Genomic DNA, 18,048 nt, shown 5'->3' with positions numbered 1-18,048 from the left:
TTTTTCAGACGGCCTTTGGTTTAAAACGTTTTGCCCAATTCGATAAACATACGGCTTTTGCCGTATTCGTAAAACTTATCGTTGCTCAGGTTTTTATGATGCGACACCGTCAGCCTTGGCGTAATGCCTTTAAAATGCACCGCGCGATGCCAAAGCGATAAGGTTGCACCCAATTCCTTATCTTGGCGTTTGTCGCCGTTGCTGAAAAAGCTTGCGTCATGATAATGGCGTTTGGCTGCATTCAGTTGCAGACGGCTCGACAAACCGCCCTGCCATTCCTGCCCCCAAGCCACACGCAAGCCGTATCGGTCAAAGCTTTCGGAATGGTCGTTTTTATTGCGTTCGCGATACCAATCCGCCCCCGTCAGCCAATATTGGCGGGCATTGGCATAATATACCAGCGATGCGCTGAACAAACGGCTTTGGTTATCCGAATCCGCACGGCGGGTATTTTTCAGACGGCCAAACTCCATCGCCGTTAAAGTTTGAATTTTCGGCATATGCCAGCGGTTCCAATGCAGACGCACACCGCTGGTGTAGGTATAAGGGTCGTTGCCGTAAAAGCGTCTCTCGTGAAAAGGCGTCACGCCCACATCGGTGCGCTGGTCGGCATGACCGATGCCCGCCGATACCCGGCTGATTAAATCGTTATAAGTGGTGTGGTTGGGATAAACTTTACCGTACACACCCGCACCGACCGTGGCATACCGGCCTTTGGGCAGCGACCATTTTTTTTCAGTACCTATTTGATAATTGACGGCGGTGGCATCAATCGGCGCGTTGAATATCCAACCACGGAAACAATCGTCATCAGATTGGATTTGTCTGGCTACTGCACATTGCTCCGCCCCCAACTGCTCACCCAAACGGCGCCGGCGCGGTGCCTGATTGATATTCTGCTCGCGGGTAATGTTCAGCGACGCATTAAACTGCCACGAATCACGATCACGCAAAGCCTTACGATAGGCTTCGATTTCATTTTTCACCGCTTCAGGCATATCTTCACTTTGCAAACGGTCGAATTGATCGGCTGCGGCTTCGTTCTGTTTATCTTCAAACAAGGCTTTAGCCAATTGCAGGCGTACCATCGGCGCATTCGGATTATCGGCAATAAATTCACGGTACACGTTCACCGCTTCCCCCGCCTTACCTTCGCCCTGCGCCAACAAACCGCGCGCATAACGTGCCATAGACTGATCGTGTTTCGGCCATTTCTCATAAATCGGCAAAACTGCCTTGATACCGGCAATATTCTGCGCTACCACCGCCGAATACATCGCACGTTCCAGCAACTCGGTATTGCCCAATAATATTTCCTCATCGACCTGCAATACTTTTTCAGACGGCTTGGCCGCTTCTTTCACATGCGCCGGAATCTCTTGTGTCTGCGGCTCAGCCACATTGATTTTTAATTCCGCTTCTGCCCGCGGTTCAGACGGCCTGACTGCATCCGCCGCCAAACCAACCGCCGGACACAGCAGCCAACCCAACATTATTTTTTTCATACTTTAGACCAATTCTTCCCCAAATAGTGTCATACATTTTTATGCAAAATAATACCTCGTCTTCAGGTAAACAGGCCGTCTGAAACCTTTTCAGACGGCCTGTTTACAACTTAAAGATTATTGGCGTTTTGCACCATAACCACCGATTAATTGTTCGGTATCGGCTGCATTCTTCAGGCCGTAAGTACCGCCGATTTCAGCGGCATTGGCACCGTAGAATTTACCGTTCAGATTACCGCTTAAGCCGTTAGTGGTTTTTGCATTGCCTACAAAATGATTAGCATTACCCCAGGCAGCAGTACCTTTGATATTGTAGCCAGCTGCAGCGGTGCTGGTACGTACGCCGTTATTCAGACTGTGAACCTGAGAGTTCAGGGTTTCAAAACGTACGCCTTTTTTAGCAAAATCAACCACAGCTTTGACATCGGCAGTTAACTGACGCTGTTTTCCACCTTCAACCAAATAGGCAGTAGTCAAACCGTTATACGTTGCTGTACCATTGGCTGGCAGGCTGCCGAATACGGTTTCATCACCTAAGGTTTGATATCCATGAATCACGCCATTTTTCGGGTCGATGTAATGCGCAAAAGTTTGGTAAGTCCAACCTGCAGCCGCTGGATCGTGCATCACAATACGGGTACCATCAGTGAACTGTACAATATATACACCGTCGAATTTTTTATCAAACACCAACCCGTTTTTATCTTTTTTGATGTAGGCAATTCCGTCAACTGAACTTTCTACACCATTAGCCAACTGGGGACGTGCTTTCATGTAAGCATCGTAAAGCGGCTGCCATTTGGTAATTTCCTTTTGGGCTTCTTGACGTGCTGCCTCATCTTTTGCTGATTCCAGTGCTTTTTTGGCTGATTCGAGTGCTTTATAAGCTTCTTCGATTGAGGCATCGAAACTTGCCGCACCGGTAGCAAATTTACTGCCTTTAGGCAAATCGGTATGTGTACTGACGTCAGATTTCGAAATACCGCCGGAATAGGCCTTAGCAATCATTGAATATGGCGTAGTAAAATTAACAGTAGTAGCGTTACCCGCAGCTGTGCTGTTATTAATCACCACACCGTCCAACTTTACTTCTTGATTGGCATTCGACGCCAAAGAGCTAATCAAACCGCCTTGATTGGTCGTAAAATCGTTTTGACCATCAATTTTGCGCAGCTGAATGTTCGGGTTGTTTTGTTGTGCTCCGGCTGATTCGATAAAATCGGTATGCAGCGGGGTCGGCAAGTTGAGCGCAGCCAGCGGGCTATGGTCGGTTACCAATTGTGCAGACAACTTGTCGAGTTTGGATTTTTCAGCTGTAGTAATGAATGTTTTCTGCTGTTCACTAAGAGCATTAAAGGCTTTCTGTGCCTCAGTCAAAGCTTGCTCATCCACTTCTTTTGCTGATTCAGGTAAAGCAGCAATCTTATTTCTCACCGAATCAACGGCAGGATCGGCGACCTGAATCACTTGACCATCAGCAGATTTACTACCTTCAGCAGCCGCTTTAACAGCCTCTTCTGCTTCTGCAAGCTTATCTAAGGTTGCTTTATCAACCAGCTGTTTAGAAGCATCAGAAAGATTTTTATAAGCATTTCTAGCAGCTGTCACAGCTCCAGCATCGGCAGCAGTCAGCTCTTCTGTTGGTTTTAAACTGGCTACTTTGTCAATCACACTACGGGCACTGGTCGCATTATTTACCAACTCTGTACTCGGGGAACTACCGCCACCGCCACAGGCAGACAAAATCGCAGCACTCACAGCAACAAATAAAATTTTTTTCATTCTCGCATTCCGTAACATATTAAAACGTCCTTTATTTCTTATCAAAAACAATAGGCAAATATACACTTTAATCCTTGTCGGCCGATGAGACCAAATAGAAAAGGATAATAACACCATGCCATATTACTTGCAAAATAAAACGTTTTTTTACACTTAGAGATGAAACTCCGCTTCTCAAACATACAACACGCATTTTTTACTTCTGATGTTTTTCTGAAATCAACTCCACTGCAACAAATTCAAAACATCACTTTACCGCTTTCAGGTAGAATATCTCTTTTTACCGACTTCAGGCCGTCTGAAACATGAGTTCTAAAATCTTTTATCTGCTGCTGGTATTGGCAGCGATTGCGCTCGACCAAACCACGAAAATCTGGACGCTGGCGAATTTTCAATACCAAGAACGCATAAACATCATTCCGAATTTTTTTGATTGGACGCTGGTGTTCAACCCGGGCGCGGCGTTTAGTTTTTTGGCTGACCAAGGCGGTTGGCAGAAGTATTTCTTTTTAACGCTGGCTTTGGTAATCAGCGGCTATTTGTGGCGCGGCATTGCAAAAAATGACTTTGCGCGTTGGGGAAAAATCGGGGCGGCGATGATTATCGGCGGTGCCATCGGCAATGCGGCCGACCGATTGTCTTATGGCCATGTGGTTGATTTTTTATTATTTTATTGGCAAGATTGGTATTACCCTGCTTTCAATATTGCCGACAGTTTTATCTGCGTGGGTGCGGTATTGTTGGTATTGGACGGCTTTTCAAACAAACATAAAAAAAATACAGCGCCAGAGAATCGGGCCGTCTGAAACTGAATTTTTCGGAATACACACATGACAAACAAAACCATTATGCTGGCCAATCCGCGCGGCTTTTGTGCCGGCGTTGACCGCGCCATTGCAATCGTAGAGCGTGCGTTGGAAGAATACGGTGCGCCGATTTATGTGCGCCATGAAGTCGTGCACAATAAATTCGTGGTCGATAATCTGCGTGATAAAGGCGCAATTTTTATTGAAGATTTGTCGGAAGTACCGGCCGGTGCCACGCTGATTTATTCGGCACACGGCGTATCGAAGGCCGTTCAGGAAGAGGCCAAAATGCGCGGTTTCCGTGTGTTTGATGCGACTTGCCCGCTGGTGACCAAAGTGCACAAAGAAGTGGCTCGCCTGGATGCACAGGATTATCAAATCATTATGATCGGCCACAAAGGCCATGTCGAAGTAGAAGGCACGATGGGACAGCTGCCACCGGGCAAAATGCTGCTGGTAGAAGTGGTGGAAGACGTAGCGGCATTGGAAGTGGCCGACCCCGGCAAACTAGCCTATGTGAGCCAGACCACTTTGTCGGTTGACGAAACCAAAGACATCATCGAAGCATTGAATGCGCGTTTCCCCAATATCTGCAACCCGCACAAAGAAGACATTTGCTACGCCACCACCAACCGTCAAAAAGCGGTGAAAGATTTGGCGGCTGAATGCGATATTGTAATTGTGGTCGGTTCACCCAATTCATCCAACAGCAACCGCTTGCGTGAAGTGGCGGCGGTGCGCGGGGTGGATGCGTATATGGTTGATAACGCCGGTTATCTGCAGAAAAAATGGTTCGACGGCAAATCCAAAGTCGGGGTGACAGCGGGTGCCTCGGCGCCGGAAGTGTTGGTGCAGGAAGTATTGCAAACCATTCAATCTTGGGGACATGATACCGTGTGTGAAGGCAAAGGTGCGGAAGAAAGCATCGTGTTTGTGTTGCCGAAAGAATTGCGCCGCGAAGGTGAGAATAAGCAGATTTTGAATAAGGGTTAATTTCCTTCCCAAATAATAAAAGGCCGTCTGAAAGATAATCTTTCAGACGGCCTTTTATAGTGGATTCGCTTTAAAACAGGACAAGGCGGCGAGCCGAAGACAGTATCGATAATACGGCTGGGCGAGCCAACACCGTACTATTTTAAAGTGGATTCACTATATTATTTTCTGAATTTTATTGATGGCTTATTTCAGCAAATCTGACAAAGTGTCATCTTCAACCGCTTCAACACTATAACGCTCTTCTGCCCATTCGCCCAAATCGATCAGCTTGCAACGCCGGCTGCAAAACGGGCGGTATTTGCTTTCGCTGCTCCAGATAACCGGCGTTCGGCAGGTTGGGCATTTGACGATGGTAATGTGTTCATTCATATTCAGACGGCCTTGAGTGTATGGATATAAAAGCGATGTAAACGTTGGACTTTTTCGGCTAACTCGCTCAGGCTGCAGTCATTTTTAATCACATCATCAGCATGCAGCAACCGCTCACGACGTGGCGCTTGGCTAGCCATAATGCGGCGGATTTCATCTTCGCTTAAGCCGCTGCGCTGTTTGACACGCTCGATTTGCGCGGCTTCTTCCACATCAATCACCAACACACGTTGCACCAACGCAAGAAATGGCGGATTTTCCACCAACAGCGGTACATCGATGATGCCGTAAATTTTATCTGAATACTGCGCTTGTTGCAGGCGGATTTCTTGCAAAATCAATGGAAACATCAAAGATTCGAGTATGGCTTTGGTTTGAGGCCGTCTGAACACTTCTTCACGCAATGCGGCACGATTCAGACGGCCTTCACTTTCAAATACGTGCCCGCCAATGGTTTCAAGGATAGCAGGCAGGGCTTTGCCGTTATCTGCCGTCAGGCTGCGGCTGAGGGCATCGGCATCGATATGCGGCACACCCAGCGCAACGAATTCCGCCGCAGCTTTTGATTTTCCGCTACCGATACCGCCTGTTAATCCGACCCAAACCGTCATTTAAAATCCTGATTTGGTTAGCCACCATTGAATCAATCGGCGAATTGGTTCATTGGCAATGAAAATAATCCATCCGGCCACCGCCAAGCTTGGGCCGAAGGCAAATTGCTGCCCCTTACCAACACGTGATATGAGTGCGCCGACAATGCCAATTAAGGCCGCCATAAACACCAATACCGGCAACACACCGACACCCAGCCATGCGCCTAGTGCGGCCAATAATTTAAAGTCACCGCCGCCCATGCCGATTTTGCCGGTTAAGAGTTTATAGACATAACACAGCAACCACAAACTCATATAACCGCAAACCGCACCCAATACCGCCGATTGCAATGTCGTAAATGCACCGTTGAAGTTATACAGTAAACCCAGCCATATCAGCGGCAAGGTTAAGGAATCGGGCAAGTATTGGGTATCATAGTCGATAAAGGTCAGTGCAACCAGTATAGCGGTGAAAATCAAGCCACCGAATGTGAGCCACGTCCAGCCGTATTGCCACGCCACGATGCCGAATAAGACACCGGTGAGCAATTCCACCAAAGGATAGCGGATGCTGATGGGCGTTTTGCACGAACTGCATTTACCCCCCAACAACAAATAGCTCGCAATCGGAATATTCTGCCAAGCCTTCACCGGCGCATGACATTTCGGACAGCGCGAATCCGGTTTCGACAAAGTAAAAGGCACTTCTTCTTCGGCCGTTAACGGCAAATTCAAATGCTCTTTGGCAAATTGCGTCCAACCGCGCTCCATCATTACCGGAACGCGATAAATCACCACATTCAAAAAGCTGCCGATTAACAAACCGAAAATCACAGCCAATGGCACAACAAATGGCGCTAAGGCATTCCAAGTATCCAGCATCTTAACCCACCACGTTGCCCAAATTGAACAGCGGTAAATACATCGCCACCAACAACACGCCAATCAACAAGCCCAATACCACCATGATAATCGGCTCCATCAGCGAAGATAATTGCGCAACAGAATTATCCACTTCGTCTTCGTAAAATTCAGCAGCTTTATTCAGCATGTCATCCAAAGAACCGGATTCCTCACCAATAGATGCCATCTGAATCACCATATTCGGGAACATTTCAGTATTCTGCATACTTGATGTCAGCGACAAACCCTGCGTCACTTTGGCGCGAATATCTTGCGTGGCCTCTTCATACAGAATATTGCCCGAAGCACCTGCCACCGAATCCAATACTTCAACCAGCGGCACACCTGCTGCAAACAAAGTAGAAGTTGTGCGTGACCAGCGTGCAATCGTCGCCTTTCGCACAATAGAGCCAAAAATCGGCAATCTAAGCATCATTGCATCAACACGTTTTTGAAAAACCGGTGAGTTTTGGTGCAACTTATACACACCAAAACCGATTAAAATTAAGCCGATGATCATGATCCAACCGTATTCGACAAAGAAATCAGAGATATTCATCACTACCCGAGTCAACCAAGGCAGTTCCGCACCCATGCCGCTGTATACTTCTTTAAATGCCGGCAATACGAACATCATCATGATAAACATCAAAATGACCGCCACCACCACAATCGAAATCGGGTAAGTCAGTGCAGTTTTCACTTTTTTCTTAATGGCTTGCGTTTTCTCTTTATAAACAGCCAACTTATCCAGCAAGCCTTCCAGCACACCGCCGGTTTCACCGGCAGAAACCAGATTGCAGTAGAATCGGTCAAAATATTTCGGGTATTTGGCAAATGATTTACCCAATGCACTACCCTGCTCCACTTCGGCGCGGATTTGCATAAGCATTTGCGTCATCGCAGGGTTTGAGTGGCCGCGCGACACAATTTCAAAAGCCTGCATCAAAGGCAGACCTGCTTTCATCATGGTTGCTAATTGACGGGTAAATACTGTGATGTCTTCTTGCGTAATGCGGCGCTTGCGTACCGCTTTCACTTTACTGATTCGCAACGGACGGATACCGCGGCGTTGCAGCTTTTTACGCGCTTCTTCCCCATCTTTCGCCACTACTTCGCCGCGAACCACTTGGTCGGTATGGGTATTTTTACCCTCGAATGTAAAACGTTTACCTTTGCTCTTTTGGGCGAACAAACCATTTTTTTGCTCTGCTTGAGCCATAATTCAATTACCCCCTAATTTCATATGAGAAAGAATGAGAAACGCAATTCCCCTTGCATTTCCCATTCTTAAAATCAATCATTGGTGTGTGCCGTGACTTCTTCCAATGAAGTCAAACCCTGCATCACTTTCAATAAACCGGCGCGACGCAAATCCACCATACCTTCTTGGTAAGCCATGTTTTGGATATCGACTTCCGTGCCGTTATCCATAATCACACGCTGCATTTCTTCGGTAATCGGCATCACTTCATACACACCGATGCGCCCTTTGAACCCCTTGCCTCGGCAACTGTCGCAACCGACGGGACGATACATTTGCCAATCCTTGGCCAAATCTTCATCGGTAAAACCGGCCTTTTTCAATGCCGGCACAGGCGGGCGCTCAATCGGTTTTTTACAGTTGGGACACAAGCGGCGCAAAAGACGCTGCGCCATAATCAAACTTACCGAACTGGCTATGTTAAACGGCGCCACACCCATATTCAGCATACGCGACAAGGTTGCCGGCGCATTATTGGTGTGCAGTGTTGAGAACACCATATGACCGGTTTGAGCTGCTTTAATCGCGATGTCGGCAGTTTCCAAGTCACGAATCTCGCCGACCATGATGATGTCCGGATCCTGACGCAAGAAAGATTTCAAGGCCGCGGCAAAGGTCAGGCCTTGTTTATCATTGACGTTGACCTGATTAATCCCCGGCAAGTTAATCTCGGCCGGATCTTCTGCCGTGGAAATATTCACATCTTCCGTGTTCAAAATATTCAGGCAGGTATAAAGCGAAACGGTTTTACCCGAACCGGTAGGGCCGGTCACCAGCACCATGCCGTAAGGACGATGAATGGCTTCAAGCAGCATTTCTTTTTGGAATGGCTCAAAACCCAATTGGTCAATATTCAATGTTGCGGCATCCGAATTCAAAATACGCATCACCACTTTTTCACCGAACAAAGTCGGCAAGGTACTCACACGGAAGTCAATCGGGCGGCCATGCTTATGGAAGGCAATCTGAATACGGCCGTCTTGCGGCACGCGTTTTTCAGAAATATCCAAGCGCGCCATCACTTTAATACGCGATGCCAACTGACCGCGCACGGCAACCGGCGGCTGCACTACTTCACGCAATTGTCCGTCGACACGGAAACGCACACGTGCCATTTGCTCGTAAAATTCAAAATGGATATCCGATGCACCTGCATTCAAGGCATCGGACAATGTTTTATGAATGAAGCGCGGAATCGGGCCGTCTTCCGCTTCTTCATTGTCGATATACAGTGCTTGCGGCGGTTGCGAAGATTCCTGCTCTTGGCTGATTTCTTTCAAAATAGTGGTCGAGCGTTGGCCAATCCATTCCAGCAAAGAACTCAACTGGTCATGCGGCACTACCACCAAATCGACAGAAACGCCCGAAGAAAAAGCGATTTTTTGAAAATTTTGAATTTGGGTCGGATCAGACACCGCCAAATAAACCTTACGGCCACGACGGAAAATCGGTACACAGCGGTTTTGCACCATCTGCTCTTCAGTCAGCACATCAGTCAACACATAGCTGCGCGGATAATGATGCAAATCCAGCAAAGGATAGCTGAACACACGCGCCACCAGCTCACCAAGGGCTTTGGGAGAAATTACGCCATCATCAAACAGCATCGGCATAATGTCTTTATGCGCTTTAATCGCCGCTTGATAATGTTCTGCCTGAGTAGGCGTAATGGTTTGACTTTGCGCCAATACGCGCAGTAATCCGACACTCATTTTAACCTGTTCCGTTTCTGGCAAAGCCCCATCCCTAAGCTTTGCTATGTATTTAATTTGAATATCCTAAAATTTCCGACGACCTTTTGTTTCTCCTTTTACCGGTCGAAGGCAGGTTATTGATTTTCATTTGATGTTATGTTTATTGTTCTTATTTAATATGCGTTTGTTATTATAAAACAAGCCGGGCCAGTCTCAAACCTGCTTTTGAAATTGTATCAACAATTAGAAACCATTTCACAACAGATATAATGTTTGAGCCGCTACGTATAAAAAGGCCGGACAATTTCCGGCCTTTCCAAATCTTCAGATAAAAAAATAACCGCTGAAGCGGTTGGTGGTGGCCAGAGGCGGGATCGAACCGCCGACACACGGATTTTCAATCCGTTGCTCTACCAACTGAGCTATCTGGCCTTCGCGTGTTTCGTTGCGAGATGTGTATTAAACCAAAAACACCGCCTTCACGCAAGCCTTATTTGACAGAAATATTCACAAAATAACTAAACTTATGTTTTATATTGAATTAAAATTTCATGATTTTGACAGGATTTCCGGCATTTTCTGCGAATTTACTTTATCAGGCCGTCTGAAAACAGAATCATGGCCGCTCATCCTGTTTTTAAGCTACAATAACTGCTTCCCCTTTCGATAAAAACACACACATGCTTTATCAATTTCTAAAAGATATGCTGGATATTCTGCGCCTGCGCTACCGTCCGCCGATGGAATATCTCTACACACTGCCGGTGATTGCCGCCGTACTGTTACTGCTGGGCGTCATCAACGCGGCCAGCATGTCGCCTTTATTCGGCCAAGAGCCTGCCGCAATTGTGTTTGCAGTTTTGCTCACCATCGTCAAATGGCTGGTATTGAGCCGTGCCATGCGTGCGGTGATTCATTATTACGGCAGCATGCCGCGCTTGCCGCTATGGGGCTTTACCTTGGCTTCCGAAGCCTTAGCAATTCCCATGTTGGCTTTATTTTATGTGCCGCAACTGGCCACGCCGGCGCTGTTTTACCAAGTGTGGAGCTTCGGGGCGCAAGCCATCGGCTTTATGAAAATGGGCAATGTTTCCGGTTGGAAAATCATGCTGGGCTATCTTTTGTATTTTCTCGGCACACTCGCCGTCGGCTCGGTTTTACTGATTCTGTTTATTCAAGCCGGCTGGATGGATGCCGATACCTTGAACCAACAATTGCAAGCCATTATGCAGGCTAAAGATTCTTAAATATTTAGAGGCCGTCTGAAATATTTTCAGACGGCCTCCGGCCTTAGTTATGCGCACAAAAAATCCCACACAACCAAAACCGTGTGGGATTTTCCTTTTACAATCCTAATGCCCGGACGGCCTTACATCATACCGCCCATGCCACCCATGCCGCCCATATCAGGCATGGCCGGTTTGTCTTCAGGGATTTCGGCAATCATGCAGTCGGTGGTCAGCATCAGGCCGGCAATGGAAGCGGCGTGTTGCAGTGCGGAACGGGTTACTTTCGCAGGGTCGAGTACGCCCATTTCAATCATATCGCCGTATTCGCCGCTGCCTGCGTTGTAGCCGAAGTTGCCTTGTCCTTCCAACACTTTGTTCACCACCACGCTCGGTTCGCCGCCGGCATTGGCAACGATTTGGCGAAGCGGTGATTCAATGGCACGCAATACGATTTGTACGCCTGCGTCTTGGTCAGAATTGCCGGTGTGCAGATTTTCCAGAGCAGAACGGGCACGCAGCAGGGCTACGCCGCCGCCGGCAACCACGCCTTCTTCAACGGCGGCACGGGTTGCATGCAGCGCGTCTTCGACACGGTCTTTCTTCTCTTTCATTTCCACTTCGGTGGCTGCGCCGACTTTAATCACTGCCACACCGCCGGCGAGTTTCGCCACACGTTCTTGCAGTTTTTCTTTGTCGTAATCGCTGGTAGCCACTTCGATTTGTTGGCGGATTTCGCCGACACGGGCTTCGATTTGGGCAGTATCGCCGAAACCGTCGATGATGGTGGTGTTTTCTTTGCCGATTTCAATGCGTTTGGCCTGACCCAAGTCTTCCAGAGTCGCTTTTTCCAAAGACAGACCAACTTCTTCGGAAATCACGGTGCCGCCGGTCAGAATGGCGATGTCCTGCAACATGGCTTTGCGGCGGTCGCCGAAGCCCGGTGCTTTCACGGCTACGGTTTTCAGAATGCCCCGGATGTTGTTCACCACCAGAGTCGCCAAGGCTTCGCCTTCAACGTCTTCGGCGATAATCAAGAGCGGACGGCTGGTTTTGGCGATTTGTTCCAACACCGGCAACAAATCACGGATATTGCTGATTTTTTTGTCAAACAGCAAGACAAAAGGATTGTCCAAAGCGGCAATTTGTTTTTCGGCATCGTTGATGAAGTATGGCGACAGGTAGCCGCGGTCGAACTGCATACCTTCTACCACGTCCAGCTCGTTTTCCAGCGATTTGCCGTCTTCCACGGTAATCACGCCTTCTTTGCCCACTTTTTCCATTGCTTGGGCGATGATGGCGCCGACTTGTTCGTCAGAGTTGGCGGAAATCGAACCCACTTGGGCGATTTCTTTAGAAGTGTCGCAAGGTTTGGCGATGTTGCGCAATTCTTCCACCAAAGCGGCAACGGCTTTGTCGATACCGCGTTTCAGGTCGGTCGGGTTCATGCCGGCGGTAACGTATTTCATGCCTTCGGTAACAATCGCCTGCGCCAATACGGTAGCGGTTGTCGTACCGTCGCCCGCCACATCGTTGGTTTTAGAGGCCACCTCTTTCACCATTTGCGCACCCATATTCTCAAATTTGTCTTTCAATTCGATTTCTTTGGCTACGGACACACCGTCTTTAGTGATGTGCGGGCCGCCGAACGCACGGTCCAGCACCACATTACGGCCTTTCGGGCCCAAGGTTACACGTACGGCGTTTGCCAACACATTCACGCCGTTTACCATTTTTTGGCGGACTTCATTACCAAATTGAACTTCTTTAGCTGCCATTTAAATTCTCCAAAAATCACTAAAAATCTGATTGAGGCCGTCTGAAAACCGTTTTTCAGACGGCCTTAAATTAAGGTTAAGCCACACCTTCCAACAAGATGGCACGACCCTCGGTTGCGCCCAAGCGAATGGCTTTAAACTGCTCATATTCAGCGCTTGTGTACCACGCACGGGCGGAAGCCATATCGGGGAAACGCAAAACGACCGAACCGTCGCAATCCGCACCTTCCAAGGCCTCGTGCGCACCATTGGCCGCCAAGATTTCGCCGCCGAAAGGCGCAAGCGTCGGCACGGCTGCCTGAAGGTAACCGTCATACGCCGCTTGGTCTTTCATCTTGTCCCGGATAAAAACAACATAAGCTGTCATCACTATTTTCCTTCACAATAGCAGGATAGGCTTTACCGCTTGTTCAATTATTCCACGATACCGAAGATGTCTTCTTCACGCATCACCAGCAATTCTTCGCCGTCGGCTTTAACGGTTTGGCCGCTGTATTTGCCGAAAATCACCTTGTCGCCGACTTTCACATCCGGCGCACGGCGGTTGCCGTCTTCGCCGACTTTACCGGCACCCACGGCAATCACTTCGCCCATATCAGGCTTTTCCGCAGCCGCACCCGGCAACACAATACCCGAAGCCGTTTTCTCTTCGGCTTCCAAACGTTTAACCACTACACGGTCATGTAAAGGACGGATGGTCATGTAATATTCTCCAAAAAAGTTGCGTAAAGTTTGTTTTGAAAATTCACAGATAAAACAAAGATATTTGTTTCAACGCAGCTAAAAATAAGGTTATCGGCGCAAAATTCAAGCCCTGAAGCACAAATTTTTCTGCGGTTGGCAACCGATTACTTTAATGATAAGCAGCAGGCCGTCTGAAAACAGATTGCCCGCTGCAAAATACGATTTCTTCAGACGGCATTGTTATTATTTTTGATAATCATTTTCGACTAAATTATAATCTTCGGAATATTGCTTGTCAGGCCATCTGAAATGTTTCAGACGGCCGCCCATAAACCTGACACTGATTATGCCCTATGCTGCTCAAAAAACTCCTGCTCGCCTTCGGCCTGTTCTTCAACACCTGCATTGCCGCAGCCGCGCCTGATTTCAGCCGGAAATCAGACACCGCGCCGCTTTACATGCCTGGCAGCCGCTATCATTTTGACATACTGAATTACCAATCTGCCGACGGCAAACGCCGCTACCGCATATATTTGGGCATTCCGAAAACAGCCGTGCCGAAACAAGGCCACAGCGTATTGTATGCGCTGGACGGCAATGCTTTAACCGAAAACCTGACGCCGCAACGTTTAAACACACTCAAGCGGCCGCCGGTGTTGGTATTGGTTGGCTATGACACCGATTTGCGTTTCGACACCGCTGCCCGTGCGCACGATTACACACCGCCCAACCATCACGGCCAAATCTTCAGCGATGCCGTTGATCCCACCCGCACCCACGGGGGCGCGGCGGATTTTTTACAACTCATCAACACTGCCATCCGCCCGCAAATCGAAGCGCGCGTGAAACTCAATCCTGAGCGGCAAATACTGTGGGGGCATTCCTACGGTGGTTTGTTTGTGCTTTATACGCTTTTAAATTCGCCGCAAAGCTTCACCCACTACATCGCCGCCGATCCGGCCTTGTGGTTTGAGCAAGGCAGCCTGTATCGGCAATACCAAGCCGCTTTCAGACGGCCTGATGTGTTCCTCAACCGCACTTTGTCAATCGAGCAAAGCCAACGGAAACGCGGGCGCAACACCAGAAAACCCACGCCCGAACAAGCCGCCCGTTTGGCTGCACGGCAACAGGCCGCCGCACAATTACCGAGCGGGGCGGGCAAAAAATTAACCGGGCAAATGTCCGCCCGAAACGATATCCGCGCCGAATTTACCGGCTATCCCGAATTGGATCACGGCGGCATTTTGCCGGTTTCCTTTTTACATGCGCTGGAAATTGCTGCCGAACCATAATATTTTTCAGACGTCCTGTTCGGAATAAAGGCAGTCTGAAACCCACACATTCAAACAAAAAGGAAAAAACAATGAACCCCAACCGCCCACGCCTCGTACAAGTCGCTTCATGGCAGGATATCAGCCCGCACTTGCGCCGCATCATGTTCCACAGCGAAGAATTGGCCGACTACCCTTATGCCTTCAACGGCGCGCCGATAAAAATATTCCTGCCTGCCGACGGCCAAACCGTGCCGAATTTCCCCGAAATCACACCCGCCGGCCCGAAATGGGCAGAGGGGGTAGTGCGTCCGTTTGTACGCACTTACACCGTGCGCGATTTTGACCGCCAAGCCAACACGCTGACGATTGACTTTGTGTTGCACGGCGACAACGGCCCCGCTTCCGCATTTGCCGAACGCGTGCAAACCGGCCAAACCATCGGCGTGAGCGCACCGCGCGGCCGCGACGAAATGCTAAAACCAGCCGCCGAATACCTGATGATTGGCGACCTCACCTCCCTGCCTGCTATCGAATCCATGCTGCCGGATATGGATGCCAACGCGCGCGGCAATGTGTTTATACTGCTACCGGAAAACGAAACCCTGCCCGCCACCTTCCGCCACCCGCAAGCCGTCAATGTACACACCGTTTATGCCGAACCCGCGCAATATCCGCAAATCATCGAGCAAGTGCGCCAAGCCCGACCGACCGGCATCGATTGCTACGTATGGATTGCCGGCGAAGCCGCGATGGTGGGCGTATTGCGCGATTTGGTGCGCAAAGAATGGCAGCTTTCCATCACACAATGCTACGCCGTGCCGTATTGGCGCTTGGGTGAAGCGGAAGAAAAATACCACCGAAAACGCCATGATTTTATGGACAGCGATACGGAATAAACCACCGTTTTCCGCTTGGTTTTCAGGCTATAGTGGATTCACTTTAAAATAGGACAAGGCGGCGGGCCGAAGACAGTATAGATAATACGGCTAGGCGAACCAACGCCGTACTATTTTAAAGTGGATTTACTATAAAAACCGGGCCGTCTGAAAACCATTGCCATCAGTATTTTCCACACCTTATTTTCCACACATTTGTTGCTGCCGCATTGGGCGCGGCTTCTGCTTCCGCTGCCGGTTTCAGCCGTCAGCAAAACGTTTCGATTGACGGCCACGCCCTGCACGTCCGCCCGCATTATCGGCAACGCCCAAGACAATGCGCCGCAATTACCGGACGACAGCACCGACGGCAAAGCCGCACGTGCCGTGCAGGGTTATAAAATCATGTTTATGAGCCGCGCTTATTCACTAACCCACGCTGCCCGCCGCGTGAAAGCCAAACGGTTTGGGGTGGCAACCGCGCGATTCACCGCGGCACCAAGATATTGGCCGACATTCCGGCGGCGAACGGCAAAATGCAGTTGAACCAAGCGCGTTTATTTGGATATAGCGGTGATTGGTGATGCCGGCGTTGATGCAGCGGCATTCAAAGCGGAAGACAAAATCCGTCCGCTCGGCAAACAAATTGCAGGCAACGACGCCAAAACCGGCCAAACTTCTTTGAAATTAAGCCGTTTGGAATTTCCTGATGCGAAACGGGCAAACGCGGCGGCGGGCTGCCTTAAACGCCTCAGCCGTGATTGGCGGCAAAACAGTCGCGACTGAAGTCAACAGCACTTTCCGTGAATTTGACATTGCCAAACCGGATAACCCGCGCGGCTTTGCGGTGGATGAACGTTTCTTGGCGAAATGATGTCTCCAAGGCCGTCTGAAGACAAAATTTGCTTTCAGAAGGCATATTGAATGGTTTGATGGCTTGCCCATGACAAACTTGGAAATTAATCAAATCTGTGCGAAAATAAAAGAAAACCATTCTCATCATTGATACGGTTTGAAACCATTGGCTTAATCAGGCACTCTCACCCGTATCACACATTCATTTTTTGGAGATTTTAATGTTACGTTTAACTTCTTTGGCCGTATGCTGTGCACTGGCCTTAAGCGCATGTTCACCGAAACAAGAAGCTGCCCAACCGGCTACTCCTGCCGCTTCAGGCGCCTCTGCCGCGGCGGCTTCTGCGACACCGGCCGCACAAACCGAAGCTGCTGCCCTGACCGTGAAAACTGCGCGCGGTGATGTACAAGTACCGCAAAATCCTGAGCGCGTGGCTGTTTACGATTTAGGCATGGCCGACACGCTGCAAAAATTGGGCGTACAGGCCGGTATGTCGATTGAAAACACCAAAAACCTGTTGCCATACTTGGGTGATTATCTGAAAAACACCCAACCTGCCGGTACTTTGTTTGAACCGAACTTTGAAGCCTTAAACAGCTACAAACCGCAATTAATCATCATCGGCAGCCGTGCTGCCAAAGCCTTCGACCAGTTGAACGCGATTGCGCCGACCATTGAAATGACCGCCGAAACCGACAACCTGAAAGAAAGTGCGAAAGAGCGCATTGAGGCGTTTGGCCAAATCTTTGGTAAACAAGCCGAAGCTGACGCGCTGAAAGCCGAAATTGACGCTTCTTTTGATGCGGCTAAAAAAGCAGCCGAAGGCAAAGGTAACGGTTTGGTGATTATCGTCAACGGCGGCAAATTATCCGCTTTCGGCCCGACTTCGCGCTTGGGCGGCTGGATTCATAAAGACATCGGCGTGCCTGCGGTAGACGAAGCCATCAAAGAAGGCAGCCACGGCCAACCGGTAACCTTTGAATACCTGAAAGAGAAAAATCCGGATTGGTTGTTTGTATTAGACCGCGGCGCAGCCATCGGTGAAGAAGGCCAAGCAGCAAAAAACGTATTGGATAACCCGTTGGTGGCCGAAACCAATGCCTGGAAAAAAGGCCAAGTGGTGTACTTAGTGCCTGAAACCTATCTGGCAGCCGGCGGCGCGCAAGAATTGCTCAACGCCAGCAAGCAGCTGACCGACGCATTCAATGCCGTAAAATAAGCGTATTTGGGTATTCAGACGGCCTTTGATCAGCAAAGGCCGTCTGAACGCATTTATCGCATCAGTGAAGAAATACGTAACCCATGATTCCGACTTGCGTCGGAATTAATGAGTAAAGACGGTAATCGCAAACATTTTCTCAAGCTACTTCCCTATGGATAAAAAACAAAGCCGTCTGAAAATGCACTTTTCAGACGGCTTTGTTTTTCCGTTTTTCAGGAAAA

18 protein-coding genes and 1 tRNA gene are annotated in these 18,048 nt (G+C 49.1%); 8 read left to right on the top strand and 11 right to left on the bottom strand.

Annotation, left to right across the window (positions count from 1 at the left end; genetic code table 11):
• Positions 1-20: 20 nt before the first annotated feature.
• The gene (locus tag H4O27_RS01915) at positions 21-1,505 is read right to left on the bottom strand and encodes a surface lipoprotein assembly modifier (protein ID WP_165006759.1); all 1,485 of its coding nucleotides are present in this window, start codon (positions 1,503-1,505) and stop codon (positions 21-23) included.
• A gap of 117 nt (positions 1,506-1,622) precedes the next feature.
• Positions 1,623-3,287 carry a transferrin-binding protein-like solute binding protein gene (locus H4O27_RS01910; RefSeq protein ID WP_165006762.1) on the bottom strand — a complete coding sequence of 555 codons (1,665 nt, stop codon included), beginning with the start codon at positions 3,285-3,287 and terminating at the stop codon, positions 1,623-1,625.
• Positions 3,288-3,592: 305 nt separating this feature from the next.
• Between H4O27_RS01910 and lspA the strand changes: the two genes are divergently transcribed.
• Together lspA and ispH are read left to right on the top strand one after the other, a co-directional pair.
• Positions 3,593-4,093, top strand: coding sequence for a signal peptidase II (gene lspA, locus H4O27_RS01905; protein WP_165006765.1), 501 nt, complete (start codon positions 3,593-3,595; stop codon positions 4,091-4,093).
• Positions 4,094-4,117: 24 nt separating this feature from the next.
• Positions 4,118-5,086: a 4-hydroxy-3-methylbut-2-enyl diphosphate reductase gene (ispH, locus tag H4O27_RS01900; protein ID WP_165006768.1), complete on the top strand. Its 969-nt coding sequence runs from the start codon at positions 4,118-4,120 to the stop codon at positions 5,084-5,086.
• A 186-nt stretch (positions 5,087-5,272) separates the two neighbouring features.
• Here the strand turns inward: ispH and yacG are convergent, their stop codons facing one another.
• From yacG to H4O27_RS01870, 6 genes are all read right to left on the bottom strand, one after another.
• Positions 5,273-5,458 carry a DNA gyrase inhibitor YacG gene (gene yacG, locus H4O27_RS01895; protein WP_165006771.1) on the bottom strand — a complete coding sequence of 62 codons (186 nt, stop codon included), beginning with the start codon at positions 5,456-5,458 and terminating at the stop codon, positions 5,273-5,275.
• 2 nt (positions 5,459-5,460) lie between these two features.
• On the bottom strand, positions 5,461-6,069 hold the full coding sequence (coaE, locus tag H4O27_RS01890) for a dephospho-CoA kinase (protein ID WP_165006774.1): 609 nt from the start codon (positions 6,067-6,069) through the stop codon (positions 5,461-5,463).
• The gene (locus tag H4O27_RS01885; protein WP_165006776.1) at positions 6,070-6,933 is read right to left on the bottom strand and encodes a prepilin peptidase; all 864 of its coding nucleotides are present in this window, start codon (positions 6,931-6,933) and stop codon (positions 6,070-6,072) included.
• Position 6,934: 1 nt separating this feature from the next.
• On the bottom strand, positions 6,935-8,176 hold the full coding sequence (locus tag H4O27_RS01880; protein ID WP_165006779.1) for a type II secretion system F family protein: 1,242 nt from the start codon (positions 8,174-8,176) through the stop codon (positions 6,935-6,937).
• 74 nt (positions 8,177-8,250) lie between these two features.
• On the bottom strand, positions 8,251-9,930 hold the full coding sequence (pilB, locus tag H4O27_RS01875; RefSeq protein ID WP_165006782.1) for a type IV-A pilus assembly ATPase PilB: 1,680 nt from the start codon (positions 9,928-9,930) through the stop codon (positions 8,251-8,253).
• A 338-nt stretch (positions 9,931-10,268) separates the two neighbouring features.
• Positions 10,269-10,344: transfer RNA gene (locus H4O27_RS01870), tRNA-Phe, on the bottom strand.
• Between the two features lie 248 nt (positions 10,345-10,592).
• Between H4O27_RS01870 and H4O27_RS01865 the strand changes: the two genes are divergently transcribed.
• Entirely contained in the window at positions 10,593-11,159 is a 567-nt protein-coding gene (locus H4O27_RS01865; protein WP_165006785.1) for a hypothetical protein, read from the top strand.
• A 122-nt stretch (positions 11,160-11,281) separates the two neighbouring features.
• On the opposite strand, the gene groL is transcribed toward H4O27_RS01865, so the two are convergent.
• The 3 genes from groL to groES all read right to left on the bottom strand — a co-directional run bounded on the left by groL (position 11,282) and on the right by groES (position 13,618).
• The gene (gene groL, locus H4O27_RS01860) at positions 11,282-12,916 is read right to left on the bottom strand and encodes a chaperonin GroEL (protein ID WP_165006788.1); all 1,635 of its coding nucleotides are present in this window, start codon (positions 12,914-12,916) and stop codon (positions 11,282-11,284) included.
• A gap of 76 nt (positions 12,917-12,992) precedes the next feature.
• Positions 12,993-13,283, bottom strand: a complete 291-nt coding sequence (locus H4O27_RS01855) for a DUF1330 domain-containing protein (protein ID WP_165006793.1) — start codon at positions 13,281-13,283, stop codon at positions 12,993-12,995.
• A gap of 47 nt (positions 13,284-13,330) precedes the next feature.
• Complete coding sequence (groES, locus tag H4O27_RS01850) at positions 13,331-13,618, bottom strand: co-chaperone GroES (RefSeq protein ID WP_165006795.1); 288 nt, start codon at positions 13,616-13,618, stop codon at positions 13,331-13,333.
• 335 nt (positions 13,619-13,953) lie between these two features.
• On the opposite strand from groES, the gene H4O27_RS01845 reads away from it, so the two are divergent.
• The 5 genes from H4O27_RS01845 (at position 13,954) to H4O27_RS01825 (ending at position 17,824) form a co-directional block, all read left to right on the top strand.
• Complete coding sequence (locus tag H4O27_RS01845; RefSeq protein ID WP_165006799.1) at positions 13,954-14,892, top strand: alpha/beta hydrolase; 939 nt, start codon at positions 13,954-13,956, stop codon at positions 14,890-14,892.
• Between the two features lie 71 nt (positions 14,893-14,963).
• The gene (locus tag H4O27_RS01840) at positions 14,964-15,770 is read left to right on the top strand and encodes a siderophore-interacting protein (protein ID WP_165006802.1); all 807 of its coding nucleotides are present in this window, start codon (positions 14,964-14,966) and stop codon (positions 15,768-15,770) included.
• A 264-nt stretch (positions 15,771-16,034) separates the two neighbouring features.
• The gene (locus H4O27_RS01835) at positions 16,035-16,295 is read left to right on the top strand and encodes a hypothetical protein (protein ID WP_165006805.1); all 261 of its coding nucleotides are present in this window, start codon (positions 16,035-16,037) and stop codon (positions 16,293-16,295) included.
• A 15-nt stretch (positions 16,296-16,310) separates the two neighbouring features.
• Positions 16,311-16,535, top strand: coding sequence for a hypothetical protein (locus tag H4O27_RS01830; RefSeq protein WP_165006808.1), 225 nt, complete (start codon positions 16,311-16,313; stop codon positions 16,533-16,535).
• A gap of 290 nt (positions 16,536-16,825) precedes the next feature.
• Positions 16,826-17,824: a siderophore ABC transporter substrate-binding protein gene (locus H4O27_RS01825; RefSeq protein ID WP_165006811.1), complete on the top strand. Its 999-nt coding sequence runs from the start codon at positions 16,826-16,828 to the stop codon at positions 17,822-17,824.
• The last annotated feature ends 224 nt before the right edge of the window (positions 17,825-18,048 follow it).

It is taken from the genome of Neisseria yangbaofengii, from assembly GCF_014898075.1.
GTDB classification, from domain to species: Bacteria; Pseudomonadota; Gammaproteobacteria; order Burkholderiales; family Neisseriaceae; genus Neisseria; species Neisseria yangbaofengii.
Note: the sequence above shows the minus strand (reverse complement) of the source record. Positions and strands in the feature narration are given on the sequence as shown.

What these genes read in the sequence shown, in the direction of transcription:
- H4O27_RS01915 (WP_165006759.1), bottom strand. Translation starts at nt 1,505, where the DNA reads ATGAAAAAAATAATGTTGGGTTGGCTGCTGTGTCCGGCGGTTGGTTTG.
- H4O27_RS01910 (WP_165006762.1), bottom strand. Translation starts at nt 3,287, where the DNA reads ATGAAAAAAATTTTATTTGTTGCTGTGAGTGCTGCGATTTTGTCTGCC.
- lspA (WP_165006765.1), top strand. Translation starts at nt 3,593, where the DNA reads ATGAGTTCTAAAATCTTTTATCTGCTGCTGGTATTGGCAGCGATTGCG.
- ispH (WP_165006768.1), top strand. Translation starts at nt 4,118, where the DNA reads ATGACAAACAAAACCATTATGCTGGCCAATCCGCGCGGCTTTTGTGCC.
- yacG (WP_165006771.1), bottom strand. Translation starts at nt 5,458, where the DNA reads ATGAATGAACACATTACCATCGTCAAATGCCCAACCTGCCGAACGCCG.
- coaE (WP_165006774.1), bottom strand. Translation starts at nt 6,069, where the DNA reads ATGACGGTTTGGGTCGGATTAACAGGCGGTATCGGTAGCGGAAAATCA.
- H4O27_RS01885 (WP_165006776.1), bottom strand. Translation starts at nt 6,933, where the DNA reads ATGCTGGATACTTGGAATGCCTTAGCGCCATTTGTTGTGCCATTGGCT.
- H4O27_RS01880 (WP_165006779.1), bottom strand. Translation starts at nt 8,176, where the DNA reads ATGGCTCAAGCAGAGCAAAAAAATGGTTTGTTCGCCCAAAAGAGCAAA.
- pilB (WP_165006782.1), bottom strand. Translation starts at nt 9,930, where the DNA reads ATGAGTGTCGGATTACTGCGCGTATTGGCGCAAAGTCAAACCATTACG.
- H4O27_RS01865 (WP_165006785.1), top strand. Translation starts at nt 10,593, where the DNA reads ATGCTTTATCAATTTCTAAAAGATATGCTGGATATTCTGCGCCTGCGC.
- groL (WP_165006788.1), bottom strand. Translation starts at nt 12,916, where the DNA reads ATGGCAGCTAAAGAAGTTCAATTTGGTAATGAAGTCCGCCAAAAAATG.
- H4O27_RS01855 (WP_165006793.1), bottom strand. Translation starts at nt 13,283, where the DNA reads ATGACAGCTTATGTTGTTTTTATCCGGGACAAGATGAAAGACCAAGCG.
- groES (WP_165006795.1), bottom strand. Translation starts at nt 13,618, where the DNA reads ATGACCATCCGTCCTTTACATGACCGTGTAGTGGTTAAACGTTTGGAA.
- H4O27_RS01845 (WP_165006799.1), top strand. Translation starts at nt 13,954, where the DNA reads ATGCTGCTCAAAAAACTCCTGCTCGCCTTCGGCCTGTTCTTCAACACC.
- H4O27_RS01840 (WP_165006802.1), top strand. Translation starts at nt 14,964, where the DNA reads ATGAACCCCAACCGCCCACGCCTCGTACAAGTCGCTTCATGGCAGGAT.
- H4O27_RS01825 (WP_165006811.1), top strand. Translation starts at nt 16,826, where the DNA reads ATGTTACGTTTAACTTCTTTGGCCGTATGCTGTGCACTGGCCTTAAGC.